The sequence below is a fragment of the Clostridium sp. CAG:221 genome, assembly GCA_000435835.1.
Classification (GTDB): Bacteria; Bacillota; Clostridia; order Clostridiales; family Clostridiaceae; genus Clostridium.
The window spans coordinates 1-26480 of sequence record FR883390.1 but is presented as its reverse complement, the minus strand read 5'-3'; the positions used below and the strand labels follow the sequence as shown (position 1 = coordinate 26480).

The following is a 26480-nucleotide window of genomic DNA, read 5'->3' as shown; positions in this document are numbered from 1 at the left end:
AGTAAGGGAGAAACACTATGATAGAAGTAAGAAATTTAACTAAGAAATATGGAAATACAAAAGTAGTTGATAATGTATCTTTAGATATAGAAAAAGGTAAAATGATTTCTCTAATTGGACCAAATGGTGCAGGAAAAAGTACAGTATTATCAATGATAACAAGACTGATGGACATGGATGAAGGACAGGTTATTATAGACGGTACTGAACTATCCAAGTGGGATAGCAAAGAGCTTTCAAAGAGAATTTCAATCTTAAAACAAGCAAATGATGTTAATTTACGTTTGACAATAAGAGAGCTTGTTGAATTTGGAAGATTTCCACATTCTCAAGGGAATATAACAGCAGTAGATAATGAATTTATCGATAAAGCCATTAAATATATGCAGCTTGAAGATATTGAGCATAGATATTTAGATGAGCTTAGTGGTGGACAAAAGCAAAGGGCATATATAGCAATGGTAATTGCTCAGGATACTGAATATATATTCCTTGATGAGCCATTAAATAATTTGGATATGAAACATTGTGTACAGATGATGAAGGTAATTAGAGGCCTTGTTGATGATCTAGGAAAAACAGTAGTTACTGTATTACATGATATTAATTTTGCATCATGCTATTCGGATATAATTGTAGCTTTAAAAGATGGAAAGATGTATAAGCAAGGAGAAACTTTATCCATCATCAATAATGAAGTATTAGAAGATTTATATAATACAGAATTTAAAATACAAGATATGGAAGATAAGAAAATTTGTATTTATTTCTAAAAAATAGGCTCTGCTTATTTTTTAAGGATTAATTGATAATGAAACTCATTATAAATATATATTACATTTAAATTTTAGGAGGAATAATAATGAATAAAAAAGTTTTAGCAATAGTTGCAGCAGCTGCTGTAGTAGTAGCAGGAGGAGCATATTTATTAAAAGATAACAAAGTAGAAAGCTCATATAGTGAAGGAGCTATAGAGGTTACACATAAATTAGGAACTACTGTTTTAAATGAAGCACCTAAAAATGTAGTAGTATTAGACTTTGGAGCATTAGACGTACTTAGTGAAATGGATGTAAATATAGTTGGTTTACCTAAATCAGGAACTTTACCTGAATATTTAGAAGAGTTTTCAGGAGAACAATATACTAATGTTGGTAGTGTAAAAGAACCAGATTTAGAGGCCATTAATGAATTAAATCCAGACTTAATTGTAATGGCTGGAAGAATGTCTGATTATTATGAAGAATTTTCTGAAATAGCACCAACTGTATATGTAGAAAGTGATGGTGCAGATTATATAAATAGTTTTAATAAAACGGCAACAATGTTTGGTGATATATTTGATAAAGAAGAAAAAGCTACAGAAATAATTGAAGAAGTAGCACAAAAAGTTAAAGAAGCGAATGCTGAAATAGCAAAGAAAGATATTAATGCATCAATAATAATGGTTAATGGAAGAAATATCAGTGCTTATGGTGCAAAATCAAGATTTGCACTTATTCACAATGAATTAGGAATTAAAGCAGCAGATGAAAATATTGATGACTCTACACATGGACAAGAAGTTACATTTGAATATTTAGTAGAAAAAAATCCAGGATATATATTTGTAATTGACAGAAATTCAATTACAGGTTCTAAAGACATAACAGCTCAGTCAATTATTGAAAATGAATTAACAAAACAAACAGATGCTTATAAAAATGGAAATATAGTGTATTTAAATTCAGTTAACTGGTATACAGTATCAGGTGGATATACTTCAACTTTAAATATGATAGAAGAAGTTTTATCAGCAGTAAAAGCATAATATAAATACAAAAAGTCTTTGCAATTAATAGCAAAGACTTTTTATAATATAAAGATATATATGTAAAAATTACATTTGTTGAGTTATAGATTTATTTAAATATTTATGAGATAATGAATAGAAAAATATTATATAATAGGTGATGTAATGTATAAGGTAGCAATTTTTGATTTGGATGGAACATTATTGGACACTTTGAAAGATTTGGCTGATGCTTGTAATTTTGCTTTAAGGTCATATGGATTTCCAGAGCATCAAATTGAAGAATATAAATATTTTCTTGGAAATGGAGCATATAAGTTAATAGAAAGAGCATTACCAATAGGTAAAAAAGATGCTGAAACAATAGGCAAAGTCTTAGGAGAATTTAAAAAATACTATGAAAAGCATAAGAGTGATTTTACTAAGCCATATGATGGCATAGAAGATTTATTAATAGCTTTAAAAGAAGCAGGAATAAAAACAGCAGTTGTTTCCAATAAACCACATGAATTTGCTGTAGAAATAGTAGAAAGATATTTTGCTAAGTCTTTTGATATAGTTTTTGGAAAGAGAGAAGGATATTTGGCAAAGCCAGATCCAACAACTGTAATAGAGACATTAAATTATTTTGAATGCAAAAAAGAAGAAGCTGTTTATATTGGAGATTCTGATGTTGACATGTTTACAGGAAAAAATGCAGGTATTTTTTCTATTGGTGCTGCGTGGGGATTTAGAGGTGCTGAAGAGTTATCTGCTGCTGGGGCAGATAAAATAGTATATACTTCAGAAGAATTATTAAGTGAAATTATCAAATAATGTTAAAATTAAAGTATATACACTAATATAACGATAGTAAATAAAATGTAAATTGGTATATATTTGTTATTTAAATAGGGGTTAAACAATAATGTATAATTTTTTATTAATATTATAGAGGTAGAAGAATGAATAAGTTAAAAAAGAAAAAAATGAAAAAGTTACAGCCTTTTGATTTAAAGAAAATAAATGCACAGTCCATTGATAGATTAATACTTGTAGGCATATCTATAGGTGTAGTAATAGTAGTTTTACTTTTAAGAATGTTATATCTTACTATTATAAAGGGTTCAGAGTTAGCAGAGGAAGCTGAAACACAATGGAAATCAGAAATGAATTTAACGGCTATGAGAGGTAATATAGTAGATAGAAATGGTTCTATTCTAGTTACATCAACTAATGTTTATAGAATTGAAGTAGATATGGATACATTAAGAGCATATGTTGATGATGAAAAAACCACTATAGAGAAAGTATCTGCCAATATAGCTGAAGCGATAGGTACTTCCTATGATAATATTTATAAAAAGCTTAGTGATAAAGAAAATAAATTTATAATTTTATCTAAAGGACTTGAAAAAGATGCTATAGATAAGGTAAAAGCTTTAGAAATTGCTGGGTTAGTTTATTATGATGAAATAGAAAGATATTATCCTAATGGTAATTATTTATCTCAAGTTTTAGGTACAATCAATTCAGAAGGTGTAGGATTAACAGGATTAGAGCTTCAATATGATGATTATTTAAGTGGACTATCAGGAATACGTATAGGAGGTATTGATGCTAATTCTAATGATCTTCCATTTGTAAGTGGAAAACAAACTAATGCAATAAATGGGAAGGACATTGTTACTACCATTGATGAAAATCTTCAATATTATGCAGAACTTGTAGCTAAAGAAGGCCTTGAAACACATAAAGCAAAGCGAGTATCCATAACAATAATGAATCCTAATAATGGAGAAATATTAGCTATGGCAAATGCACCAGGATATGATCCAAATAATCCATATGAAGGGTATGAAAACTTTGAAGGAGACACTGAAAATGATAAAATTCAAAATATGTGGAGAAATTCTATTGTAAGTGATACTTATGAACCAGGATCTACATTTAAAATAATTACCATGGCTGCTGCTATGGAAGAAGGATTAATTCATGATGATGATGTGTTTGTTTGTAATGGAAGTAAGACCTTTGGAGATGTTCATGTTCATTGTTGGAACTTGTCAGGGCATGGTGCACAAACAGCAGCAGAAATACTTAAAAATTCATGTAATGTTGGGTTTATGGAATTAGGTGAAAGATTAGGTGCTGAAAAGTTAAATGAATATATTAAAAAATTAGGTTTTGGTAGTATTACAGGAATAGATTTACCTGGTGAAGCAGAAGGTATTGTGAAGAGTACCAATAGCATCAGTGATATTGATTTAGCAACAATAGCATTTGGACAAACTAATACATTAAATGCCCTTCAGCTTTTAACAGCAGTTAATGCAGTTGCTAATGGTGGAAATTTAATACAGCCTCATATTGTAAAAGAAATCACTCATAAAGATTCCAATGGCAATACTATTGTGGATAAGACAATAGAAGGAAAGACTACGGAAAATGTGCTTTCAGAGAAAACAAGCGCAACTTTAAGAGAGTATCTTGAAAGGACTGCTACACAAGATGCTGGAGCAGGGACTTTTGTTCAAGGATACGATATTGGAGGAAAAACAGGAACAGCTCAAAAGGTTGATATAGAGACAGGATCTTATTCAGCAGATAAATATATTGCATCAATGGTTGCAATGACACCAGTAGATGACCCTCAATTAACAGTATATATATCAGTTGATGAGCCAAGCACCGGTGTGTATTATGGTGGACAAGTAGCATCACCATTGATGAAAAAGCTATTTTCACATATATTCGCATATATTGAGTCTCCAACAGGTAAAGCAAGCTATTCAATTTCAAAAGACGTAGTTATCCCTGAAGTAAGAGGGAAATCAGTAGAAGAGGCTAAAACTATTTTAGAAGAAAATGGTTTAGGATGTGAAGTTGAGGGAGAGGGAAATACTATTGTTTCTATAAATCCATATCCAGGAACTACTGTAAAAGCAGGTTCAAAGATAACACTGACAGCATCATCTAAATCTTCAATAGATAATAAAATAATTATGCCTGATCTTGCTGGAACAACAGTGGAATTTGCCATTAACCTTTTAGATAATTTAGGACTTCAATATGAATATGAAGGAAGTGGAAAAGTTGTTGAGCAGAGTATTTCTAGCGGAGAATTAATAAGTAGCGGTACAAAAGTGAAATTAGTATTTAAGGAAGAATCTGAATATTAGTGGAGGAAATAAGTGAAGGAGAAGAAAGCTAAAAAAAGAAGTAAGAAAATAAGCAGAAAAAAAAGCAAGAAGGGTATTGGTGATTTAGTAATATTCTGGACAATAGTTGTTTTAGTGGCAATTGGTTTTATAATGATATTTTCATCAAGTTCCTATTCAGCATATTTTGAATATAATGGCGATAGATATAAAATTGTTAAAAAGCAAATTTTATGGACAATTATAGGATTTGTTTCAATGTATATCACTATGAATTTTAATTATCATTATTATAAAAAATTAGCCAAACCAATATATATAAGTGTTTTTCTACTTTTGTTAGGTGTTATGGTAGGAGCAAAGCTAGGATTTACTAGCTTAGTTCCTAATATAAAAGGAGCTACAAGATGGATACATTTAGGACCACTATCAATACAACCTTCAGAGTTATCTAAATATGCTATTGTTATAGCATTAGCAACATTAATGGATAAGAGAAAAAGTAAAATAGTAGACTTTAAATCTGGAGTATTAGTCTATTTGGGTGTAGGAGCATTTATGGCTATATTAGTATTGTTACAAAATAGTTTAAGTGTTACCATAATAATAATGGCAGTGACACTTATAATGATTTATGTGGCAGGAGGAAAGTTTAGTCATGTATTTACTGTTGGTGTAATGGGAGTAATAGGAGCTATAGGTTATATATTTAGTACATCATTTAGAAGAGCTAGATTTTTAAACTTTCTTGACCCTTGGCAAGATGCAACTGATGTTGGGTACCAACTTATACACTCTTTATATGCCATAGGATCAGGTGGTTTTTTTGGTGTAGGGCTAGGTCAATCTAAGCAAAAAGCATTATATATTCCAGAGCCATATAATGACTTTATTTTTTCAATTATAATTGAGGAAACAGGATTTTTAGGCGGTATGTTGATAATATCATTATTCCTTGTATTAATTGCTGCTGGTATTAATGTTGCAATTAAAGCAAAAGATATGTATGGTAGACTTTTAGCCACAGGAATAATATCAGTTGTAGCAATACAGCTTATAATAAACGTTGCTGTTGTAACAGGTAGCATGCCAGTTACAGGTATTCCAATGCCATTTATAAGCTATGGAGGTACTTCTATGGTGTTTATTATGGCAGCAATGGGAATAGTACTTAATATAGCAAAAGTAAGTAAAGCAGTAGAGAACAAGTAGTTATCATAGAAAACTGTAGTAAGGTAATTTTATTACCTTGCTATAGTTTTTTTAAAATTGACAATAATATAACCATAATATATTATATGAAATATACTAAAACGATAGTAATACTATGAAATTATGGAGGACAATATGGAAAGTACATTTTTAAGTGAGTTTTTATTTATAACTAATATAAAAACTATATCATTTATTGCAATTTTAGTGGCAATATTTGTTTTAGTAAGAAAAATGGAGAAAAAGAAAGTTAAATTCTCTACAAGGATGATTTCCGCCATGGGAATAGGCCTTGTGTTAGGTCTTTTTATTCAATTGGTAGCAGGATTTCCAAAAGATCCATCGTCAATAAGATGGATTGAGGAAGTTAGTAAATGGTATGGATTAGTTGGTAACGGATTTATGGATCTTTTAAAGATGCTAGTTGTGCCTTTAATCTTTGTATCTATAATAAGAGTTATCATCAATATGAAAGATGGTGTAAATTTAGGAAAGCTTACATTAAAATCATTAACGGTTTTATTAGGAACAACAGCTCTTGCTGCAATAGTAGGATTAGTAGTAGGAAATTTATTTAACTTAGGAGCAGGAGAAGTACTAATAACTTCTAATACTGATATGAGAGAAATAACTTCTATAGTAGATACTCTAAGAGGATTATTACCTTCTAACCCAGTGAATGCAATGGCAGAAGGAAATATAGTTGCGGTGGTTATCTTTGCCGCATTCATAGGAACTTCAATGAAGAGATTAAATAAAAAGTATAGTGATGTAATTAAGCCAGCTTGGGATTTAGTTGAAGCATCTTATAAAATAATAACAAGTGTAGCAATGACGGTAATTAAATTTATGCCATATGCTGTAGTAGCTTTGCTTGCAAATACTATAGCCGCTAGAGGTGTAGGTGCAATTTTAGGAGTAGTTGATTTTATTATTGCTTTATATGTAAGTGTAGCTATAATGTTTATAATTCATTTAATTATCATAGCTTTAAATGGATTAAATCCATTTAAGTATGTAAAAAATGTTATGGAGCCATTAATATTAGCTTTTACATCAAGATCAAGCTTAGGTACTCTTCCAGTAACAATTGAAACTTTAACTGAAAAGGCAGGAGTTGATAATGGTGTTGCCAGCTTTGTGGGAAGCTTAGGTTCAAATGCAGGAATGAATGGTTGTGCAGCAATATATCCAGCTTTAATGGCAGTTACTGTTGCTAATATGTCAGGAACTCCAATGGATTTTAGCTTCTATGGAATGTTATTAGTTATCATAGTGATAAGTTCTTTAGGAATAGCTGGACTTCCAGGGACAGCTACTATGGCGGTATCAGTAGTTATTTCTGGTATGGGTATGGGAGCAGCTTTCCCTCTAGTAGGAGGAATAATAGCAATTGATCCTATATTAGATATGGGAAGAACAATGCTTAATGTAAATGGAACTATGGTCACTGCAGTAACTGTAGCAAATTCATTTGGAGATATTAATAAAGAGAAATTTAATGAATAATTAGAATTAAAAGTCTTTGTAATTTATATTACAAAGACTTTTAATATGGGAATGGTGATTTTAAATGATAATTTCAAGTAAAGGAAAATACGGCTTAGTAGCTTTAATGGATATTTGTTTATATTCAAGAAGTGAAGCAGTTACATTAAAAAGTGTTTCTAAAAGACAGGATATTTCTGAGAGGTATTTAGAGCAAATTTTTTCTATACTTAAAAAAGGTGGCATAATAAATTCTAAAAAAGGAGCACAAGGTGGATATTTTTTAGCTAGAAAACCTAAAGATATAACAGTAGGTGAAATTTTAAATATATTAGAGGGATATTTGAAAATAGTATCACCCAGTGAGGAAAAAAATGATATAGAATGTTTTATGCAGAAGAAAATTTGGAATAATATAAATAGACAAATAGAGACATACTTCAATTCAATAACATTAGAGGAACTAGTAAAGGACTATATTGAGGGGAAAATTACAATAATGTATTATATTTAAACTTCCTAAAAGAAAATAAAAATATAGCACAATACATGGTAAAATATGGTATAATAGTGCAAAAGGGGAGAGTTGATTGAGAAATAGGAAGTATAAAAGATATTTATTATATTTTGTAGTTATAGTAGTTCTTTTAATGATAGGAGGCAAACTGACAGCAGGATATTATAATGAGTTGGCAGAAAGTAATAAAATCAGCTTTACAAAGCAATTTTTTATTAACTTGGTAACCTATGGTGGTGTTGGAGCTATTTTAGGCATTGATAATTTAATCAAGGAAAATAGCAAAGAAGGAAAATGGAGATTTGATTTTAAGAAACTGATTATTGTGGGACTTCCAGCTTTTGTGTTATCCACGCCAGTTTTTTGGGCAATAATTATTATAATTTGCTTAAAGGGTAAAGTTGATAATATTATAATGACTATTTATAATTTTATGATTATTTTTAATATAATACTGGGGTATGTGTTTATTACATCTATATATATAGAAGAGGAAAGGAAAGTATTAGAATTTAGAAATCTTATTAAGATCAACTAAAAGAAGCATTAATGATAATTACATTTGAGAGGACATAAAGATGAAGGTATTAGTTTTAAGAATTACTTTAAGAGCATCATGGGTCCATTCTTTAAAGGAAAAAAGAATGGTATTACTTAGCTTGACTAAAAGATTAAGCAATAATTTTAATTTATCTATTGCAGAAGTAGATGATCAAGATATCCATCAAAGTATTGTAATTGGCATTGCAGTTATAGGAGTATCTATGAAAATTTTAGAAGCAATGAAGGAAAAGATATTAGATTTTATCGAAGAAAATACTGATGCAGAAATAATAAATATCCAAGAAGAAATAGAAAGTTTTTAAAAAATACAAAAAATAAAAAAGAAAATATTGACAAATATGTATAAATAATTTATTATTTAAACATAAAGTTTGAGGAAAATAAAATATTGAATCTTATCAAGAGTGGTGGAGGGACTGGCCCTGTGAAACCCAGCAACCTAGTTTTTTAATTACGAATTATGAATTGTTGTTGAAATTCTAAAGAATTTCAGTAAGTATTATTTTAAACTTCCGTAAGAAGTTTATTCCTAAATTCATCATTTATCATTCATAACTCATAATTGAAAAAAAGTTGGTGCTAATTCCTGCAGCTTTTTAGCTGATAGATGAGAGAATGAATTGGTAGTATTTTTTAACGTGCTGGATTTATTCTCTAGCGCGTTTTTTGTTTATGTAAAACAAATTTAGATGAAGATGGGTGGGATAACTATGATTAAATTAATGGGTGTGAAGAAGAGCTTTGGAAATGTGCAAGTATTGAAAGATATTTCAATTGAGATAAATGAGGGAGAAATTTATGGACTTATAGGACACAGTGGAGCAGGAAAATCTACTTTACTTAGATGCATAAACGGATTAGAAAGCTATGATGATGGTTTAGTTAATGTTATGGGCAATGAAGTTAAAAGCTTAAATAAAAATGAATTAAGAGCTTTTAGAAAAGATTTAGGAATGATCTTTCAAAATTTCAATTTGTTAAATAGAAAGACTGTATATAAAAATATAGCATTACCATTAGAGGTATGGGGATATGATAAAGATAAGATAAAAAAAAGAGTATTGGAGTTATTAAAATTAGTTGATTTAGAAGATAAAATAAATAGTAAGCCAGCACAATTAAGTGGTGGACAAAAGCAGAGAGTAGCAATAGCTAGAGCTCTTGCGTTAAATCCTAAAATTCTTTTATGTGATGAAGCTACATCAGCTTTAGATCCTAAAACAACAAAAGATATTTTAGCTTTATTAAATAAGATAAATAAGGAACTAGGTATTACCATTGTAGTTGTTACTCATCAAATGGAAGTTGTAAAAGAAATATGTGAAAAGGTAGCTTTACTTGAAGATGGAATATTGGTTGCCAAGGGAGCAGTGGAAGAAGTGTTCTTAAAACCAGGAATATCCATAAAGAAATTTTTAGGAGAAGAAGAAAATGATACGTTACCAAGAAGTGGAGTAAATATAAGAATTTTATTTCCAAGCAAGTGTTCTGAAAGTGCAATTATAACTAAGATGGCTAGAGAACTTGCAATAGATTTTTCTATAGTAGGAGGAAAGCTTGAAAAGTTCAGAGAAGATGTATTAGGAAGCTTGGTAATTAATATTGATGAAAGTCAAAAAGATACAGTTTTATCATATTTACAAGATAAAGATATTATTTTGGAGGTGCTAAAGTAATGGGGGATATAATTTTAAAAGCATTTAATGAAACAGTATTTATGACATTTTATTCAACAATATTTTCAGTGATTCTTGGATTTATTTTAGCTGTTATATTGACCATTTCAGCAGAGGATGGTTTAAGACCTAATAAGATAATTTATAAAGTTCTTGATGTGATAATAAACATATTAAGAAGCTTTCCATTCATCATTTTGATGGTATTTATAATTCCATTAACTAGAGCTATAGTGGGAACGTCCATTGGTAAAGAAGCAGCTATTGTTCCATTAACCTTTGCAGCAGCACCTTTTGTAGCAAGAATTATTGAATCATCACTTAGAGAGGTGGATAAAGGAGTTATTGAAGCAGCAAAATCTTTTGGTGCATCAGATTTTCAAATTATTTTCAAGGTTATGTTGAAAGAGGCAGTGCCTTCTATAGTATCAGGACTTACTCTTACAATAATCAGTATTATAGGATATTCAGCAATGGCTGGTACAGTTGGAGGTGGAGGCCTTGGTTATTTAGCTGTAAGTTATGGATATCAAAGGTTCCAAAAAGATGTGATGATTGTAACGGTAATAATATTGATAATAATAGTACAAGCATTACAAATGCTAGGTAATTATTTATATAAAAAATTAAACAAATAATTAAGGGGGAATTAACATGAAGAAAAAATCAATTTTATCACTAGCACTAGCAGGTGTTTTAACAATGGGGCTAATGGGCTGTGGTAGCAAAGATGCAGCAGATGACAAAACAATAAAAATAGGAGTAACACCAGTACCACATAGGGAAGTAGTTGAACATGTAATACCTACATTGGAGAAAAAAGGGTATACAGTTGAAATAGTTGAATTTTCAGATTATGTTCAACCAAATACATCATTAGAAGATGGTGCATTAGATGCTAACTATTTTCAAACTTTAGCTTATTTAGAAGAGTTCAATGAAAATAATGGGACTCACTTAGTAAGTGCAGCAGAAATACATGTAGAGCCAATGGGTGCATATTCATATAAATATAAAAGTATAGATGATATAGCAGAAGGAGCAACTGTGGCAGTTCCAAATGACCCAAGTAATGAGGCTAGAGCACTTAATGTATTAGTTTCAGCAGGACTTATAAAGGTTAAAGAAGGGGATCTTATTACAGTGGCAGATATAATTGAAAATCCAAAGAACTTACAATTTACAGAATTAGAAGCAGCTCAGCTTCCTAGAGCACTTGATGATATTGATATAGCTGTTATAAATGGAAATTATGCATTAGATGCTGATTTAGATGTTACTAAGGATGCAATATTTGTTGAAGATGAAAATTCACAAGAAATGATAGCTAGAAGAAATGTTTTAGCTGTTAAAGAAGGAAATGAAAAAAGTGAAAAAATCAAGGATTTAATAGAAGTGTTAACTTCAGATGATGTTAGAACATTTATAGAAGAACAATATAAAGGTGCTGTAGTACCAGTGTTCTAATAAAGAAATTTAATATCTCCTCCTAAATGGGCTAAATTTAAAGAAGAGGAAAAAAGCTGTTATGTATGGGGAAAGACAGCAATCACCAAGAGGGGCAAAAGGTGATTAGAAATTAGTAAACAGTAATAAATATAAGCAATAAATATAGGGGAATGTATAAGTAAACAGCATGTGGGGGCATGCTGTTTAAATTTTTCTTAAAATATGTACAGAAGTATATTTTATTAGCTAAAATGACACAAAGTTATATAAAATAAAATATATTATAATGAGATTTTAGTGTAAGGAGAAAAAGTCATGTCATTGTGGTTATTAGATCCATTTGGCGGAGGGGCAGAAACAGGACACATAGGTGCATATGGAAAAAAGGAAAGTCATATTGCACTTGAAGCTGCCTTAGAGGCAAAAAAGCACTTGGAGAGAAATGGGGAAAAAACTATAATTACAAGAAAAAATGATGAGTATATAAGTGATGACAAGAGAACTACTATAATAAATGATAGTGGTACAGAAGTATTGGTTATTTTTCGTATGAACAGTAGTGATGATATAAACATAAAAGGTGTAAAGGTAGCTTATGTAAATAGGTCTGATGACATGGAGTATTTAGCACAGCTTATAAAGTGTGAAATACAAAGTGAATTGAATACAGTAGATTGTGGCGTTATAAATGAAAGCAATTTATATAATGATATTAATAGCAATGCAATAATAGTTTATGGTGAGTATATTAGCAATATTAAAGTTATGGAGAATTTTGATAGTAAAAAATATGGTTATATGGTGGCTAAAGCTTGCTTGGCATATAAAGATAAAGTTCTTCTTACTGGTGAAAGAATGGTGCCTAAAAAAATGCAAAAAAGAGCCTATAGAGTATGTGTAGGATATTATAAGGATTATGATTCTGCAATGAATAAAGCTCTTGAGTTAAATGAAGAAGGAATAAAAGATGCTTATGTAGTACCGTATGAGGGGGATTAAAATTAAGAATGAAAAATTAAAAATTAAAAATGAAAAGTTAAGAATTAAGAATAAAGAATAGTGTTTAAAAGGAATTCCTGGAGGAATTCCTTTTAAATATTATTTCTAAAATTATTAATTTCTTCTTCGTGGAGAGTTTCGTTTTCTAGAAGTAGAAGAGCAAGTTTATCAAGAGATGATTTATTATTACTTAGTAAATCTAAGGTTTCTTTGTATAAATCATTTATGAGAATTTTAGCTTCTTCTACAATTAAATGACTATAACCTGAAGTTAAGTCACCCAAGTTGGAAACTTTAAGCAATCCTAAGCTTTCACCCATGCCGTATTCAGCAATCATAGCAATGGCAATATCAGTTACTTGGCCTAAATCGCCTTGAGCTCCTGTTGAAATTTGGCTTTTATTAAAAATAAGCTCCTCAGAAGCTCTGCCACCTAAAAGAACCATGATTTTTGATTTTAAATAATTAATTCGTTGATAGCTACTATCTTGAGGGATAGTAATTGTATAGCCGCCAGCTCCTTTGGTAGTAGGAATTATACTTATCTTTGATATAGTTTCTTCAGGCAATACAATTAAAGATACTAGCGCATGACCTGCTTCGTGGTAAGCTGTTAATAATAAATCTTCTTTCTTTAAATGTGATCTTTCTTTCTTGTTAGCTCCAGCTAGTACAAGTGAAAAAGAATCATTTATTTCATTGGAAGTAATGTATCCCTTATTTCGCTTAGCAGCTAGAATTGCAGCTTCATTTATCAAGCTTTCTAATTTGGCACCAGAAAAATAAGCTGTTTTTTTTGCTAAGCTTTCTATATTTATTGTTTTATGAGGCTTATCTTTTAAATAAAGCTTTAATATTTGCTCACGGGCCTTTAAATCAGGAAGAGATACCTCCACATGCCTATCAAAACGACCAGGTCTTAATAAAGCAGGATCTAAAGTGTCTAGCCTGTTGGTTGCGGCTATAACTATTATTCCATCAGAATCCTTAAAACCTGACATTTCAGTAAGAAGTGCATTTAAAGTTTGATCACGTTCATCATTTCCTGTAGAAGAAGTATTTCCACCAGATCTTGTTTTACCTATGGTATCGATTTCATCAATAAAAATAACAGCTTTACCATGAGATTTAGCTTTTTTAAAGAGGTTTCTTATTCTACTGGCTCCTACACCAGCATAAACCTGTATAAAGTCTGAGCCGCTTAAAGCATAAAATGGAACACCGGCTTCTCCAGCTACAGCTTTTGCTAAAAGTGTTTTTCCTGTGCCGGGAGGGCCATATAGAATAATTCCTTTAGGCATTTTAGCACCATAAGAACTATATTTTTCAGGAGTTTTTAAAAAGTCTACTATATCATTTAAACTCTCTTTAGCTTCAGCATTTCCAGCTACTTTACTAAAATCATAGTTGTTTAAATCTTTATTGCTAAAGTCTTGTAGATTCAATTCACCAAAGGATGATTTTACAGAAAAGCCTTTATTGACTTTAAGGAACACAATGGCAAATATTGATATTATCAAAATAGTTGCTGGTATAGTTTTGCTAAGAGGAGCAACTGGTTCTTCCACAACATCTATATTATTAAGAAGCAAATTTTCTTTGAAATTTTCAGATTTAGGATTATCTGTTGAATAAGTGTAACCATCCTTTAAAGTAACTAAAATCTTCGATGATGAATCAAAGGATACTTGAGAAATTTCCTGGTTATTTAAATCCTCAAGAAAATTAGAATATGTTTTGCTATTTCTTGTTTTAGGATATAGAGAGGAAAATCCCAAGAATATTAAAGAAAGTACAGCTGTAATTATTGGAATTAAAATTATGTTGAATTTATTATTTTTCAATGACAGTCCTCCTTTATAAATAATCTTAAATTAATTTTATTATAGACTTAAGAAATAAAAAGTCTAATAAAAGACATATTATTTACCAATGAAATTACTGGAATATAATTTGAGTTTAGAAGAAACTTTAAAAAATTATTTAAATGAAGTATACTTTTTATATATGTTTCGATAAGTGGAAAATCATAGTATATTTAGGGGGAAGTAATGAATATTACAAAAATAAAAGTAAGTTTAACAGGAGAAGATTTATTAAGTATTTATAGTGAATTTGTATCTGTTGAAGGGCTTGAAGTAAAAGACATTAAAATTAATGATGAAATAAGTATTACAGGAAGGCTTAACAAAGGATTTAATATTGATTTTTTAGTGAATTTAAAATTTGAATCTTATGAGGAGAATGTAATAAAAGTTGAGATAACAAAAATAAAGGTATTAAATATAGGGGTCTTAAAAATTATTAAAAATATGGCAATAAAATATCTTTTAAAATCTTTAAAAGAGAAAGGAATCATTTATAATAAAGGAAAAATTGAAATAGAGTATAAGTATGTATTAAAAGATGTGCCATATATTGATTTTGATATAGAAAACATTTTTTGCTATTTAGGAAGTATAAATGTGGAAGTAAGTAATGTACAAGTTTCAACGGCAGGATTGATCAAAAAAGATGTGCAGCTTATAGATAGAAGTGTAGCAAAAGATTATGAAGAAGATGAAGAGTTTACGAAGATAGAAGATTGTTACACCGTAGGAAGAGGAAAAATAAAAGAAAAGATGCCATTAAATGTACAAAAGTATAGTGACTATATACTTATAATTCCTGATATTGTTGCATTGATTTACAGACTCCTTAAGGATAAGAGAGTACCTGTTAAGACTAAGATAATAATATCTTCAGTTATATGCTATATAGCGGTTCCAAGTGACTTGATACCAGATAAGATTCCTTTCATTGGAAAGATAGATGATATTGCTGTGGTCTTTTTTGCTTTAAATAAAATAATTCAAGATGTTCCAGCAAAAGTGATCTTAGAGAATTGGGAAGGAAAAAATAATATAGTAAGCGTATTAAAAACACTTGCACAATATGTTACAGATTTTACTAGGGCAAAAAATGTAGAAACTATCTATGGTATAATAGATGAAATAGTCTCAATATAAAGATTAAAGGAGCAAATGTTAATGGCTAAAAAAGTTTATGCAATAAAAGAAGGTTTTGATTCGGTAAATAATAAGAAGATAGAAAATATTATAGTTAATACATGGGCTGAATGTTTAAAATATGTTAAAGGTGTCAAAGGAGCAAAATATAAAAGTTTTGAAAGTATGGAAGAAGCTAATGAATTCTTATATAATTCCAATGATGTACTTAAAAAAGAAGACAATAATTATCCAGTGGACTGCCTGCATATTTATGTTGATGGAAGTTATAATATAGCTACGGAGCAATACTCATATGGGCTTGTTGCCATGAAGGATAATGTTATAGAGTATATTGATGGAGGAATTGGAACTAATGATTCTAGCAGAAATATAAGACAGATAGCAGGAGAATTAGATGCTACTGTTAAAGGTGTTGAATATGCTAAGAGAATTGGTGAGAAAAAAGTTGTTATCTTCCATGATTATATAGGTATATGCTATCATGCCACAGGTTTTTGGGAGAGAAAAGAAGAGTCTTCAAAGAGATATTATGAAAAAATGCAGAATTTCATAAATAGTGGTATGGAAATAATATTTGTAAAAGTTGATAGTCACACTGGAGACTTATTTAACGAATTGGCAGATGAGATATGTAAGGAAAAATTAGGAATAGCTTCGGATAGAATTGTAGAAAAATGGCTAAGTACTAATGAAATAAAAGTAGTGAATGAAGAAATAAAAGAAAAGCTTTCTAAGTTAATTACTAAGTATAAAGAAAATATTATAGTAATTAGCCCAAAAAGAACAGTAAAAGAGAAAGTAGATAGTTTTGAAGAATTAATGAAGGAATATGCAGAAAGTAAAGATGTTACTATGAAAAAAATATCTGCATTAAGTGAAGAGAAGAAAGAAGAATTTATTAAGTATCTTCTTCAATGTACATTAAATAAATAGAAAAAATTACATTTTAACTTGTTGATTATATCTCAGTTGTTTTACATATAATATTCATAGTGAAATAAGTGAGGTGTTAATAATGAGAGTAATTAAATCAATGATATTAGGATTAGCAATTGGTACTATTATGGGAATTGTAATGTTTCCAGAATTAGATAGAAGGACACAAAGAAATATAAAAAGAGCAAAGAAAAGAGCCATGTGTATGGCTAATGATACATATGACAATATTATGGGTTATATGAAATGAGTTTTAAAACTATATTTATTATAATAAAAAAACTGCTATAAAAAATATAGCAGTTTTTTTTATAATATAGTTTTTATATTAAAATAAGTAAAAAAAAATATATATTTGGATAAATTTATGATATAATTAATACATATAGGGAAAATTGGTATATATTTATATAAATTAACTGTAAAGGACGAATAATTACATGGAAATTCTATCATTAGGTGAAAAAATTAAACGAAGAAGAAAAGAATTAAATATGACATTAAAAGACTTAGCAGGTGATAGAATAACACCTGGACAAATAAGTTTAGTTGAGTCTGGAAGATCTAATCCATCAATGGATTTATTGGAGTACTTAGCTGGAGCTTTAAATACCTCTGTGGAATATCTAATGGAATCAGAGGAAACACAAGCAGAAAAAATTAGTATTTATTATGAACAAATTGCAGAATCATATATATTAAATGGTGGATATATTACAGCAGAAAAGTATATAGAAAATGCTTTATATTATGATGAAAAGTTTCATTTGGAATATAGAAAAGCTAAGAAATTATTCTTAAGAGCCAATATATGTATGAGTAAAAATGAATTAGTTCTAGCTCAACAATTTTACCTATCAGCTAATGTTATATTTATAAAGAATAATAATTATGAAGAGGTTATTAAAACATTCTTAAATTTAGGAAAGATAACATTAAAGCTAAAAGCATTCCATTCAGCAACTAGTTACTTGCGTCAAGCTGAAAAAGTATATATGGATAATAATATAGGAAATGATTTTTTACTTGGAGAAATATATTATCAAATGGCAGATGCATACTATAAGATAGAAAATATTTCACAATCAATAAATTATTCTTTCCTAGCTAAACAAAAGTTTGAACAAGTACATAATAGGGAAGAATATGCAAAAGCACTGTTATTATTATCAGAAGATTATAATAAAAAAGGTGATTTAGCTAATGCTATAAAATATTCTCAAAAAACTCTTGAAGTTTACAGAGAATTACAAGAAGAAAAGAGTATATCAAATATAGAAAATAATTTAGGTAAACTATTCTATGAATTTGATAATTTAGAAGAATCATTTAAACATTTTGAAATAGCTAAGGAAATAAGATTAAAGAGTAAAGATGGAAGTATTATTGAAACACTTATTAATATTTGTGAAAATTATATTAAGCTTAAAGACTTAGACAAATGTGAAGAGGTTCTAGATGAAATACGTAGCTTAATAGATGAAAGTAGTATTCCACAATTAGTTGAATATAATCTTTTATGGTATAGAATTTATATGATTAGAGAAATGTATAATCAAGCAGAAAATATACTAATAGATACATTTAATTTAGCAAAGAACAATGGACTAGAGAAGAGAGCGGCACAAGTTGCTATAATTATTGGTAAGTTCTATATAGATTTAAAGAAAGATAGAGAAGCAGCTAAATATTTAGATCAAGGAGTTACTATATTTAAGGAGTTAGGTATTCTAAATAATTAGGTTATCTGGGGGTAGAAATGGAAATATTATCAACTGGAGAAAAAATAAAAAGAGCCAGAGTTTATCAAGGGATAACGCTTAAGGAGTTATGTAGCGATGAAATATCTATCTCTAAGATGAGCTGTATTGAAAATGGTAAAATAAAGGCAGATAGTGAAATATTACATTATATTTCTAAAAAACTTGATATAGATTATAACTATCTAGTTCAAGATGTTTATGAACAAATAGAAGAAAACCTTAATTTATTAAGAAAGAATGAAGTACCACTTGATAAAATAGATGAATTTATAAATTATAGTTTAGAGTATGCTATGGATTATTCATACTTAGATTTAGCATTTGAGTTAATTCATAGGTTATTTAATTTTTATGTTGAAAATAACAAAATTGAAAATATACAGCTTCTTATTTCGCAATATTATGATTTATATCAAAAAAGTAGCAATGATGAAAATACTTTGATTTATTATAATGATATGGCTTCATTTTTTATGAAGACGAAAGAATATAATGAAGCAATCAATTATTTCTCCAAGATGAGGGAAATAATTGAAGAAAATGGCATAAAAGATAAGAAAAGCTATGTATATATTTGTTTTAGAGAAGGACTTTGCTACAAAGAAACAAATGAAATACAAGAAAGCTATAATAAAATTATCAGTGCCGTTAAATATATTGATTATATTGAAGATCCTAAGGATAAAGGCAAAATATATCAAGAATTTGCAACTTTAAATATATTGTTAAACAAAGTTGAGACAGATAAATATATAAATCTTGCTAGAAAATATCAAGGTGATGATTTAGTTGAAGTTGCAAACTCTAAAGCGGAAAATGGAAAGTATTACTTTGCTATAAGGGATAATGTCAAGGCTATAGATGAAATAAGAGAAGCTATAGATATTTTCCCAAAAGAAAGTGAAAGAGAATATGTAAAGTTCCTTATAAAATGTATAGATACTCTATATTGCAATAATGAAATTGATTTAGCTTTCTCTATTTGTGATACGGCGTTAAATTTAGCTATATGTTTTAATGATTTACATCTTATTGAAAGAGCATATTACTTTAAAGGAATGCTTTTACAAAAAAATAAGAGATATAGAGAAGCAGAAATGTATATGAATTTATCTACAGATTCTTTATTTAGATTTGCTAATAGAGAAGAGAGATATAAGAGATACTTAGAAATGGCAGATTTATATTATAATTTAAATGAATCTAAAGAATGTATAAAATATTTTACTTTAGCAATGAATTTAGAAAAGAAACTATAAAAAGATAAGCATTTTTGCTTATCTTTTTTTGTAAAGATCTATTGTTTTATGTTACGTAGAATTATAAGCTTTGCACCGTAGCCATTTAATTCAGTGATTATATTTAAGACAGAATTCTTTATACTATATTTAAATTCAATCTTAGGATAAGAGGCTTTATGAAGAATTTCTTTTTCTTCTTTGTTAAGTCTTTTAGGAGATCCCATGGAAAGCCAATAGTTATAAGAAGAACCAGTACTTTCATCAATGGTGTAAGTTATTATCCTTGTGGCACTCTTTAAATTAGCAATATTTAAAGAGTATTTCTTTTTAAAAGACTTTTTTAATATACCATTTTTATATATAGATTCATATTTGGCTAAAGAGTCCATGTCATTATTATGGCAATATAGAAGTATGGCGTATAAATCGTCAGATTTAGTAACTATACAACCATCATCAATAGATACTATTTCATTAGCTAGCTTGCTTAAAAGATAAAAAGCATAATAAGAAGGTTTACGTATCCCCATATCATTGACAATTCCAGGGGCCCCAATAAATACTTCATTAGTAATGTTGGTGGCTTTTTCTAATACATCAAAATTTCTTAAAAATGAAAGGTTATCTTTTTTAAATATGGTGTTGTGTATGATATAAGGAAGCATGTATGAAGTATCATATATTTGATTTAAGGTATTCTCAATAACAAAATCATCCTGTAAAACTTCAAAGCTAAATTCATTATTTAAAAAATCTAAAAGATAATTTTTTATTTCTTTGCTTATAGTAGAAGAAAATTGAAATTTTAAGTCTTCTATAGGTGAAAAGTCCAATGCTGAAAAATATTCAATGAAGCTTTTTAAAACATTTGTATATTTTTCAGTGGTAAAGGCTGTATTGTCAATGACTATTAATGGTTTAATATCAATGTCATAAAGAAATTCTAATACAGCTTTAGCCCTATTCCAATTATAAAAGTCAGAATCTATAAAGACTCCCATATCGTTATGAAACATTTTTTCTAGTCTACCATAAGTGAAATGAATTTCCTCTTGAACCTCTTCTAAAATATCTTTATTATCTTCAATTAATAAATCAAAGGCTTCACCAAGATTTAAAATATCTTTAAAATTATTATCAAATATATTTAATGATTCATCCATATTTATATGTATATTCCAAAGCTTATTTTCAAAATTAAATCTATCGTAATTTTCTAGATTGTATGATAGTAAGTTAAGTGCACCATTTAAATCTAAGGAAGTAACATTTTTAGATTTATCAAAATCATTTTCATTTAAATAATATTTTTTTCTATACTGCAATGGAGTACAACCAAAATATGATTTAAAGTTTTTATTATAATATCTTACATGAGAAAAGCCGATTTTTTCGGATATTTCAGTTATGCTCATGGTAGTGTCTAAAAGAAGCTTAATTGATTCTTCGATACGGGTAAGGTTTATCAAATCTGTAAAACTATGTCCAGTAGCATATTTAATTTCATGAGATAAATAGTGTGGACTAAGAAATTCCTTTTTAGCTATTTCCTGTAAGGTTATATTATTGTTATAATTATTAAAGATGTACTTAGAGATTCTATGATATCTATCTAGTTGTTCTGACTTTTCTTTAAGTTCCTCTTTATCTGTAGTAAGATAGTGGAAGTTATTTATTAAATGATAAAGTAAATTAATAAGAATATCTTCTATCTGTTCGTCAAAATCCTCCAGAGTCTGTACAAATTCACATAATATCTTACATAAAAGAGACTTAAGTTCATCATATTTTTCTCCGTTTTGATCCTCTTCATCATTAGAATTAGTATAAAAAAATACATTTCTAATATCTTTATAATATTTTTCAAAAAAATCAGGATCAATTTGAAAGATTAAGACTTTATTATCATTTTCACTAGAGAAAGAATGACATTCATCAGGGTTAATTATTTCAACTTCATTTTCTTTTAAAGTAAAGCTATCAGTATCTATAGAAATATTGATAGATCCTTCCAACACATAGATAATTTCTGTGGAATTATGCCAATGAGTGGGATAATTATGAATATTGTAATATGAAATATTCACTGGAAGGTTTGAAGGATAATTTATATATTGCTTTCTCAAAATTTCACCTCTGTTATATAGAAATTATATTTTTTACTATTTTAAGCTTATGGTAAATATTATATCAATTAAATTGTTATAAAACAAAAATACTGGTAATAATATAAAAAGAAAAAAAGATTAAAATATACTTTGACTTTCTTGACTTTTGTATTACTATAATAATATAGTAAGAAAAAATAAGCGAGGTGGAATAAATGAACGTTGAAAAAATGACATTAAGAGTACAGCAAGCATTAAATGACGCGAATTTAACAGCAGTAAAATATAGTCATCAACAAATTGATATAATTCACTTATTTTCTGCTTTATTAGAACAAGAAGATGGATTGGTGCCAAATATTTTCACAAAGATGGGCATTAATATAAAAATGATGAAATTAGATGTTGCATCAGTTTTAGAAAGTATGCCAAAGGTATCAGGCAGTGGCTCTGAAGGTGCAGGACCATATATAACAAGAGATATTGATAGGGTGCTTATTGCAGCAGATGAAATAGCAAAAGAATTTAAAGATTCATATATAAGTGTAGAACACCTTATGCTTGCTATATTAGATGTAGATAAAAATGGCGCAACTAAGGAAATTTTAAATAAATACGGTGTTAATAAAAAAAGTTTTATGAAAGTGCTTCAGGAAGTTAGAGGAAGTCAAAGGGTTGACACACAAGATCCAGAAGGAACATACGATGCTCTTGCCAAATATGGTACAAATCTTGTGGAATTAGCTAAGAAGCATAAGCTTGATCCTGTTATAGGAAGAGATGATGAAATAAGAAGGACGGTAAGGATACTTTCTAGAAGGACTAAGAACAATCCAGTGCTTATTGGTGAGCCAGGTGTAGGTAAAACTGCCATTGTAGAAGGTCTTGCTGAAAGAATTGTCAGAGGTGATGTACCAGAAGGGCTAAAGGATAAGATTATCTTTTCATTAGATATGGGTTCTTTGATTGCTGGTGCAAAATATAGAGGTGAGTTTGAAGAAAGATTAAAAGCTGTATTGAAAGAAGTTCAAAATAGTGAAGGAAGAATTATTTTATTCATTGACGAAATTCATACTATTGTTGGTGCTGGTAAGACAGATGGTGCAATGGATGCTGGTAATTTAATCAAACCACTTTTAGCTAGAGGCGAACTACATTGTATAGGTGCAACAACATTTGATGAATATAGACAGTATATAGAAAAGGATAAGGCTCTTGAAAGAAGATTCCAACCAGTAATTGTGGATGAACCATCAGTAGAAGATGCAATTTCTATATTAAGAGGCTTAAAAGAGAGATTTGAAATTCATCATGGTGTTAGAATTCATGATTCAGCATTAGTTGCAGCAGCTAAATTATCAGATAGATATATATCAGATAGATATTTACCAGATAAGGCTATAGACCTTATTGATGAAGCTGGTGCCATGATAAGAACAGAAATAGATTCACTACCATCAGAGCTTGATGTTGTAAGAAGAAAGCTTATGCAACTTGAAATTGAAAAAGAAGCATTAACTAAGGAAAAAGATGAAGGTTCTAAAAAGAAATTAGAAGCCCTTGAAAAAGAATATGCTGAGCTTAAAGGTAAAAATGATGAAATGACTGCCAAATTTGAAAGAGAAAAAGGTGCCATAGATAAGCTTAAAGAGTTAAAGAGTAAGCTTGATGAAGCTAGAGGCAACTTAGAGCAAGCTCAAAGAAATTATGACTATAATAAGGCAGCTGAAATACAATATAGTGAAATTCCATCATTAGAAGAAGCTATTAAACAAATGGAAGTAGAAGTTAAGGAAAATTATGAAGGTGCACTTCTTAAAGAGGAAGTAACTGAGGAAGAAGTGTCTCAAATACTTTCAAAATGGACAGGAATTCCAGTATCTAATCTTCTAGAAGGCGAAAGAGAAAAATTATTAAGACTAGAAGATGAAATGGAAAAGAGAGTTATTGGTCAAAGTGAAGCAGTTACTGCAGTTACTTCAGCTATTTTAAGAGCTAGAGCTGGACTAAAGGATGTAAATAGACCAATAGGATCATTTATTTTCTTAGGACCAACAGGTGTAGGTAAAACAGAACTTGCAAAGACACTTGCTAGAAATCTTTTTGATTCAGAAGAAAATATTATCAGAATCGATATGTCTGAATATATGGAAAAGCATACAGTATCTAGATTAGTTGGAGCGCCTCCAGGATATGTTGGATATGATGAAGGCGGACAGCTTACTGAAGCAGTTAGAAGAAAACCATATAGTGTAATTCTTTTTGATGAAATTGAAAAAGCTCATGAAGATGTCTTTAATATATTCCTTCAAATACTAGATGATGGAAGGCTTACTGATAATAAAGGTAAGACTGTAGATTTTAAAAATACAATAATTATCATGACATCTAATATAGGAAGTAACTACTTGCTTGAAAATACTTCTGAAGAAAGTATAGATCCTAGCATAAGAGCTTCTGTTATGGATGAATTAAAGATGAGATTTAAGCCTGAATTCTTAAATAGGGTTGATGATATAATTATGTTTAAACCATTATCTGAATCAGGTATCACAAAGATTATTGATATATTTGTTGGTGAAGTTGCAAATAGATTAAAGGATAGAAATATCACTTTAGAAGTTACAGCTGCTGCTAAACACATTTTAGCTGTAGAAGGTTATGATCCAGTTTATGGAGCAAGACCACTTAAGAGATTTATTCAAAATACTCTAGAAAATAAGCTTGCTAGACAAATAATTGCTGGAGATGTACATTATGGTTCTCATGTAGTTGTTGATGGCCATGATGATGAAATAGTAATAAAAAGTGAATAATACAAAAAAGGATATGGCCTGTGCTATATCCTTTTTTGTATTATGATTTATTAGTATTGTTGAGCTTGCTCTGGTGATTCCTTAGGTTTTGTAATTATCAAGATGATGAATCCAAGAGCAATAGCTATGGCAGAAATAAAGAAAGGAAGTTTATTTCCAAATTCAAAGATAAACCCTGCAGTAAGTGATCCTATTACCATACCTACGGCCTTGCAAGAATTAAGTATGCCCATAAGTGAACCATAGTTACCATGAGAAAGCTTAGTTACTAATGCTTGTTGAAGAGGTATATGTATACTTGCTAAAGAAGCAAATAGTATTGCTGAACAAAGAAATAATAGTGTATTGTTACATGAAAGCATTAAAAGTAATGATAAGCTTAAAGTTAAAGTAATTATTTTAAAGACATCAATTTCTTTAAAATATTTAGTAAGTAATGGTGTAAATATTAAATTTACAGTAAAGCCAACTATTCCCGCTACTGCCAGGAAAGCGCCGATAAAGGTTGAAGATAAGTGTAAGACATCTTCAATATAATAATTTATAGTTGAATTATAACTTGTAGAAGTAAAGAAGAATAATATTATTACAGCAAATACAGGGATTAAACTTTTATTAATAAAGTTTGTAGTAGTATTGTTTTTCTTTCTTTTAAATTGGATTTTTCCTTTAGAAGGAGTTATAGTTTCATTTAGTAGTAAGTAAACTAAAACAGATAATATAATACAGAAAATAAATTGTACAAGAAATGTGGTTTTGTAATTATTATTTCCTATAATACCTCCCAAAAGAGAGCCAAGTGCAGAGCCGATAGTGTTAGATGCTGCGTAATAAGTTACATATTTTACTCTTGTTTCTTTAGTAGTTACATCGCTAACATAAGCCATTGATGTTGTAAGATAACTAACCACAAAGAATCCACCTGTAAATCTGAAAAGAAGAATTATTAAAGGATTAGTTACATATCCAAATCCCAATTGACTTAAGCCATATCCTAAAGCACCTAATATTAAAAATTTAATTCTTCCCTTGTTGTCAGATAATGTTCCCCATAGTGGAGATCCTATAAAGTTTCCAATGGACATTGCTGCAAAGAGTACACCAAACATAAATGATGGCAGTCCTAAAGATTTTATAAGCATCGGTGTTACTGGATGAGCCATACTGAAAGTTAATGAACTAAATAGGGTAAGTAGCAAAATAAAAATTAAAGATTTATTTTTCATTTTTTCCTCCTGTGTATTGAATTTATTTTATGGAGATATATTACCATAATGGAGAGGAAATTGAAAATGCTAATTAGTTAAGTCGCCTTCGGCTAGTTAAAAAATTAAGAATGAAAAATTAAAAATGAAAAATGAAGAATTGAGGATGAAACTCCTAAGGGAATTCCTTTTTACTATTATGAATTATGAATTATGAATGATGAATTAAGGATGAGATTCCTTAGGGAATTTCTAAAATATATATTTAAAAGAATTTCGTAGAAATTCTCTCCTTAATTTTTTATATACTTGTATATAAAAATTTAATTAGCTTATGAGCGTAGCAATATAAGCGTTTCACTAGTAACTTGTTACGACTTAATTAAGTGAATTAGCGGAGCTATATTCACTGGTTAACTTTTTAAAACTTTGAGGAAAGTTTTAAAAAAACTGTTGACATGTGTCGAACTTGTCTATATAATAGTAAAAGTAGTCGACAGACACATGCGTGTTTAGCTCAGCTGGATAGAGCAACGCCCTTCTAAGGCGTGGGCCAGGAGTTC

22 protein-coding genes and 1 riboswitch are annotated in these 26480 nt (G+C 29.2%); of the genes, 19 read left to right on the top strand and 3 right to left on the bottom strand.

Going from position 1 to position 26480, the window contains the following annotated elements; translation table 11 throughout:
* The first annotated feature begins 17 nt into the window (after positions 1 to 17).
* From Q5O44_RS05515 to Q5O44_RS05455, 13 genes are all read left to right on the top strand, one after another.
* Entirely contained in the window at positions 18 to 773 is a 756-nt protein-coding gene (locus Q5O44_RS05515; protein WP_022167396.1) for an ABC transporter ATP-binding protein, read from the top strand.
* Between the two features lie 89 nt (positions 774 to 862).
* On the top strand, positions 863 to 1810 hold the full coding sequence (locus Q5O44_RS05510) for a siderophore ABC transporter substrate-binding protein (protein WP_022167395.1): 948 nt from the start codon (positions 863 to 865) through the stop codon (positions 1808 to 1810).
* 147 nt (positions 1811 to 1957) lie between these two features.
* Positions 1958 to 2608 carry an HAD family hydrolase gene (locus Q5O44_RS05505; protein WP_022167394.1) on the top strand — a complete coding sequence of 217 codons (651 nt, stop codon included), beginning with the start codon at positions 1958 to 1960 and terminating at the stop codon, positions 2606 to 2608.
* A gap of 128 nt (positions 2609 to 2736) precedes the next feature.
* Positions 2737 to 4953 carry a stage V sporulation protein D gene (locus Q5O44_RS05500; RefSeq protein WP_022167393.1) on the top strand — a complete coding sequence of 739 codons (2217 nt, stop codon included), beginning with the start codon at positions 2737 to 2739 and terminating at the stop codon, positions 4951 to 4953.
* Positions 4954 to 5001: 48 nt separating this feature from the next.
* Positions 5002 to 6144, top strand: a complete 1143-nt coding sequence (ftsW, locus tag Q5O44_RS05495; RefSeq protein ID WP_291660812.1) for a putative lipid II flippase FtsW — start codon at positions 5002 to 5004, stop codon at positions 6142 to 6144.
* 135 nt (positions 6145 to 6279) lie between these two features.
* Positions 6280 to 7653 (top strand): cation:dicarboxylate symporter family transporter, encoded by a 1374-nt coding sequence (locus Q5O44_RS05490; protein WP_022167391.1) that lies wholly within the window; start codon positions 6280 to 6282, stop codon positions 7651 to 7653.
* Between the two features lie 64 nt (positions 7654 to 7717).
* Positions 7718 to 8146: an Rrf2 family transcriptional regulator gene (locus Q5O44_RS05485; protein WP_022167390.1), complete on the top strand. Its 429-nt coding sequence runs from the start codon at positions 7718 to 7720 to the stop codon at positions 8144 to 8146.
* A 76-nt stretch (positions 8147 to 8222) separates the two neighbouring features.
* A complete protein-coding gene (locus Q5O44_RS05480) occupies positions 8223 to 8687 on the top strand; it encodes a hypothetical protein (protein ID WP_022167389.1) in 465 nt (154 codons plus the stop codon).
* Positions 8688 to 8727: 40 nt separating this feature from the next.
* Positions 8728 to 9015, top strand: a complete 288-nt coding sequence (locus Q5O44_RS05475; RefSeq protein ID WP_022167388.1) for a DUF503 domain-containing protein — start codon at positions 8728 to 8730, stop codon at positions 9013 to 9015.
* A 90-nt stretch (positions 9016 to 9105) separates the two neighbouring features.
* Positions 9106 to 9327: riboswitch (SAM riboswitch) on the top strand.
* A gap of 96 nt (positions 9328 to 9423) precedes the next feature.
* Positions 9424 to 10389 carry a methionine ABC transporter ATP-binding protein gene (locus Q5O44_RS05470; protein ID WP_022167387.1) on the top strand — a complete coding sequence of 322 codons (966 nt, stop codon included), beginning with the start codon at positions 9424 to 9426 and terminating at the stop codon, positions 10387 to 10389.
* Complete coding sequence (locus tag Q5O44_RS05465) at positions 10389 to 11027, top strand: methionine ABC transporter permease (protein WP_022167386.1); 639 nt, start codon at positions 10389 to 10391, stop codon at positions 11025 to 11027. The genes Q5O44_RS05470 and Q5O44_RS05465 overlap by 1 nt, the downstream gene beginning before the upstream one ends.
* Before the next feature lie 16 nt (positions 11028 to 11043).
* Positions 11044 to 11856, top strand: coding sequence for a MetQ/NlpA family ABC transporter substrate-binding protein (locus Q5O44_RS05460; RefSeq protein ID WP_022167385.1), 813 nt, complete (start codon positions 11044 to 11046; stop codon positions 11854 to 11856).
* Between the two features lie 297 nt (positions 11857 to 12153).
* Complete coding sequence (locus Q5O44_RS05455; RefSeq protein ID WP_022167384.1) at positions 12154 to 12837, top strand: N-acetylmuramoyl-L-alanine amidase; 684 nt, start codon at positions 12154 to 12156, stop codon at positions 12835 to 12837.
* A gap of 92 nt (positions 12838 to 12929) precedes the next feature.
* Here Q5O44_RS05455 and Q5O44_RS05450 read toward each other — a convergent pair whose 3' ends face one another.
* Positions 12930 to 14681 (bottom strand): ATP-dependent metallopeptidase FtsH/Yme1/Tma family protein, encoded by a 1752-nt coding sequence (locus tag Q5O44_RS05450; RefSeq protein ID WP_022167383.1) that lies wholly within the window; start codon positions 14679 to 14681, stop codon positions 12930 to 12932.
* Between the two features lie 207 nt (positions 14682 to 14888).
* On the opposite strand from Q5O44_RS05450, the gene Q5O44_RS05445 reads away from it, so the two are divergent.
* From Q5O44_RS05445 to Q5O44_RS05425, 5 genes are all read left to right on the top strand, one after another.
* The gene (locus Q5O44_RS05445; RefSeq protein WP_022167382.1) at positions 14889 to 15845 is read left to right on the top strand and encodes a YkvA family protein; all 957 of its coding nucleotides are present in this window, start codon (positions 14889 to 14891) and stop codon (positions 15843 to 15845) included.
* A gap of 21 nt (positions 15846 to 15866) precedes the next feature.
* Positions 15867 to 16781, top strand: coding sequence for a viroplasmin family protein (locus tag Q5O44_RS05440; protein WP_022167381.1), 915 nt, complete (start codon positions 15867 to 15869; stop codon positions 16779 to 16781).
* Between the two features lie 82 nt (positions 16782 to 16863).
* Positions 16864 to 17034 (top strand): hypothetical protein, encoded by a 171-nt coding sequence (locus Q5O44_RS05435; RefSeq protein WP_022167380.1) that lies wholly within the window; start codon positions 16864 to 16866, stop codon positions 17032 to 17034.
* 190 nt (positions 17035 to 17224) lie between these two features.
* Entirely contained in the window at positions 17225 to 18526 is a 1302-nt protein-coding gene (locus tag Q5O44_RS05430; RefSeq protein WP_022167379.1) for a tetratricopeptide repeat protein, read from the top strand.
* Between the two features lie 17 nt (positions 18527 to 18543).
* Entirely contained in the window at positions 18544 to 19806 is a 1263-nt protein-coding gene (locus Q5O44_RS05425) for a helix-turn-helix domain-containing protein (protein ID WP_022167378.1), read from the top strand.
* A 38-nt stretch (positions 19807 to 19844) separates the two neighbouring features.
* Here Q5O44_RS05425 and Q5O44_RS05420 read toward each other — a convergent pair whose 3' ends face one another.
* Positions 19845 to 21914, bottom strand: coding sequence for a helix-turn-helix domain-containing protein (locus Q5O44_RS05420; protein ID WP_022167377.1), 2070 nt, complete (start codon positions 21912 to 21914; stop codon positions 19845 to 19847).
* Between the two features lie 197 nt (positions 21915 to 22111).
* On the opposite strand from Q5O44_RS05420, the gene clpB reads away from it, so the two are divergent.
* Positions 22112 to 24712, top strand: coding sequence for an ATP-dependent chaperone ClpB (gene clpB / locus Q5O44_RS05415; protein ID WP_022167376.1), 2601 nt, complete (start codon positions 22112 to 22114; stop codon positions 24710 to 24712).
* 50 nt (positions 24713 to 24762) lie between these two features.
* Here clpB and Q5O44_RS05410 read toward each other — a convergent pair whose 3' ends face one another.
* On the bottom strand, positions 24763 to 25938 hold the full coding sequence (locus Q5O44_RS05410; RefSeq protein WP_022167375.1) for an MFS transporter: 1176 nt from the start codon (positions 25936 to 25938) through the stop codon (positions 24763 to 24765).
* Between the last annotated feature and the right edge of the window lie 542 nt (positions 25939 to 26480).

Coding starts and splice junctions, on each gene's coding strand:
- Q5O44_RS05475 (WP_022167388.1), top strand. CDS start 8,728: ATGAAGGTATTAGTTTTAAGAATTACTTTAAGAGCATCATGGGTCCAT.
- Q5O44_RS05505 (WP_022167394.1), top strand. CDS start 1,958: ATGTATAAGGTAGCAATTTTTGATTTGGATGGAACATTATTGGACACT.
- Q5O44_RS05435 (WP_022167380.1), top strand. CDS start 16,864: ATGAGAGTAATTAAATCAATGATATTAGGATTAGCAATTGGTACTATT.
- Q5O44_RS05515 (WP_022167396.1), top strand. CDS start 18: ATGATAGAAGTAAGAAATTTAACTAAGAAATATGGAAATACAAAAGTA.
- Q5O44_RS05455 (WP_022167384.1), top strand. CDS start 12,154: ATGTCATTGTGGTTATTAGATCCATTTGGCGGAGGGGCAGAAACAGGA.
- Q5O44_RS05440 (WP_022167381.1), top strand. CDS start 15,867: ATGGCTAAAAAAGTTTATGCAATAAAAGAAGGTTTTGATTCGGTAAAT.
- Q5O44_RS05445 (WP_022167382.1), top strand. CDS start 14,889: ATGAATATTACAAAAATAAAAGTAAGTTTAACAGGAGAAGATTTATTA.
- Q5O44_RS05490 (WP_022167391.1), top strand. CDS start 6,280: ATGGAAAGTACATTTTTAAGTGAGTTTTTATTTATAACTAATATAAAA.
- Q5O44_RS05465 (WP_022167386.1), top strand. CDS start 10,389: ATGGGGGATATAATTTTAAAAGCATTTAATGAAACAGTATTTATGACA.
- Q5O44_RS05485 (WP_022167390.1), top strand. CDS start 7,718: ATGATAATTTCAAGTAAAGGAAAATACGGCTTAGTAGCTTTAATGGAT.
- Q5O44_RS05425 (WP_022167378.1), top strand. CDS start 18,544: ATGGAAATATTATCAACTGGAGAAAAAATAAAAAGAGCCAGAGTTTAT.
- Q5O44_RS05410 (WP_022167375.1), bottom strand. CDS start 25,938: ATGAAAAATAAATCTTTAATTTTTATTTTGCTACTTACCCTATTTAGT.
- Q5O44_RS05500 (WP_022167393.1), top strand. CDS start 2,737: ATGAATAAGTTAAAAAAGAAAAAAATGAAAAAGTTACAGCCTTTTGAT.
- Q5O44_RS05510 (WP_022167395.1), top strand. CDS start 863: ATGAATAAAAAAGTTTTAGCAATAGTTGCAGCAGCTGCTGTAGTAGTA.
- Q5O44_RS05460 (WP_022167385.1), top strand. CDS start 11,044: ATGAAGAAAAAATCAATTTTATCACTAGCACTAGCAGGTGTTTTAACA.
- clpB (WP_022167376.1), top strand. CDS start 22,112: ATGAACGTTGAAAAAATGACATTAAGAGTACAGCAAGCATTAAATGAC.
- Q5O44_RS05470 (WP_022167387.1), top strand. CDS start 9,424: ATGATTAAATTAATGGGTGTGAAGAAGAGCTTTGGAAATGTGCAAGTA.
- Q5O44_RS05430 (WP_022167379.1), top strand. CDS start 17,225: ATGGAAATTCTATCATTAGGTGAAAAAATTAAACGAAGAAGAAAAGAA.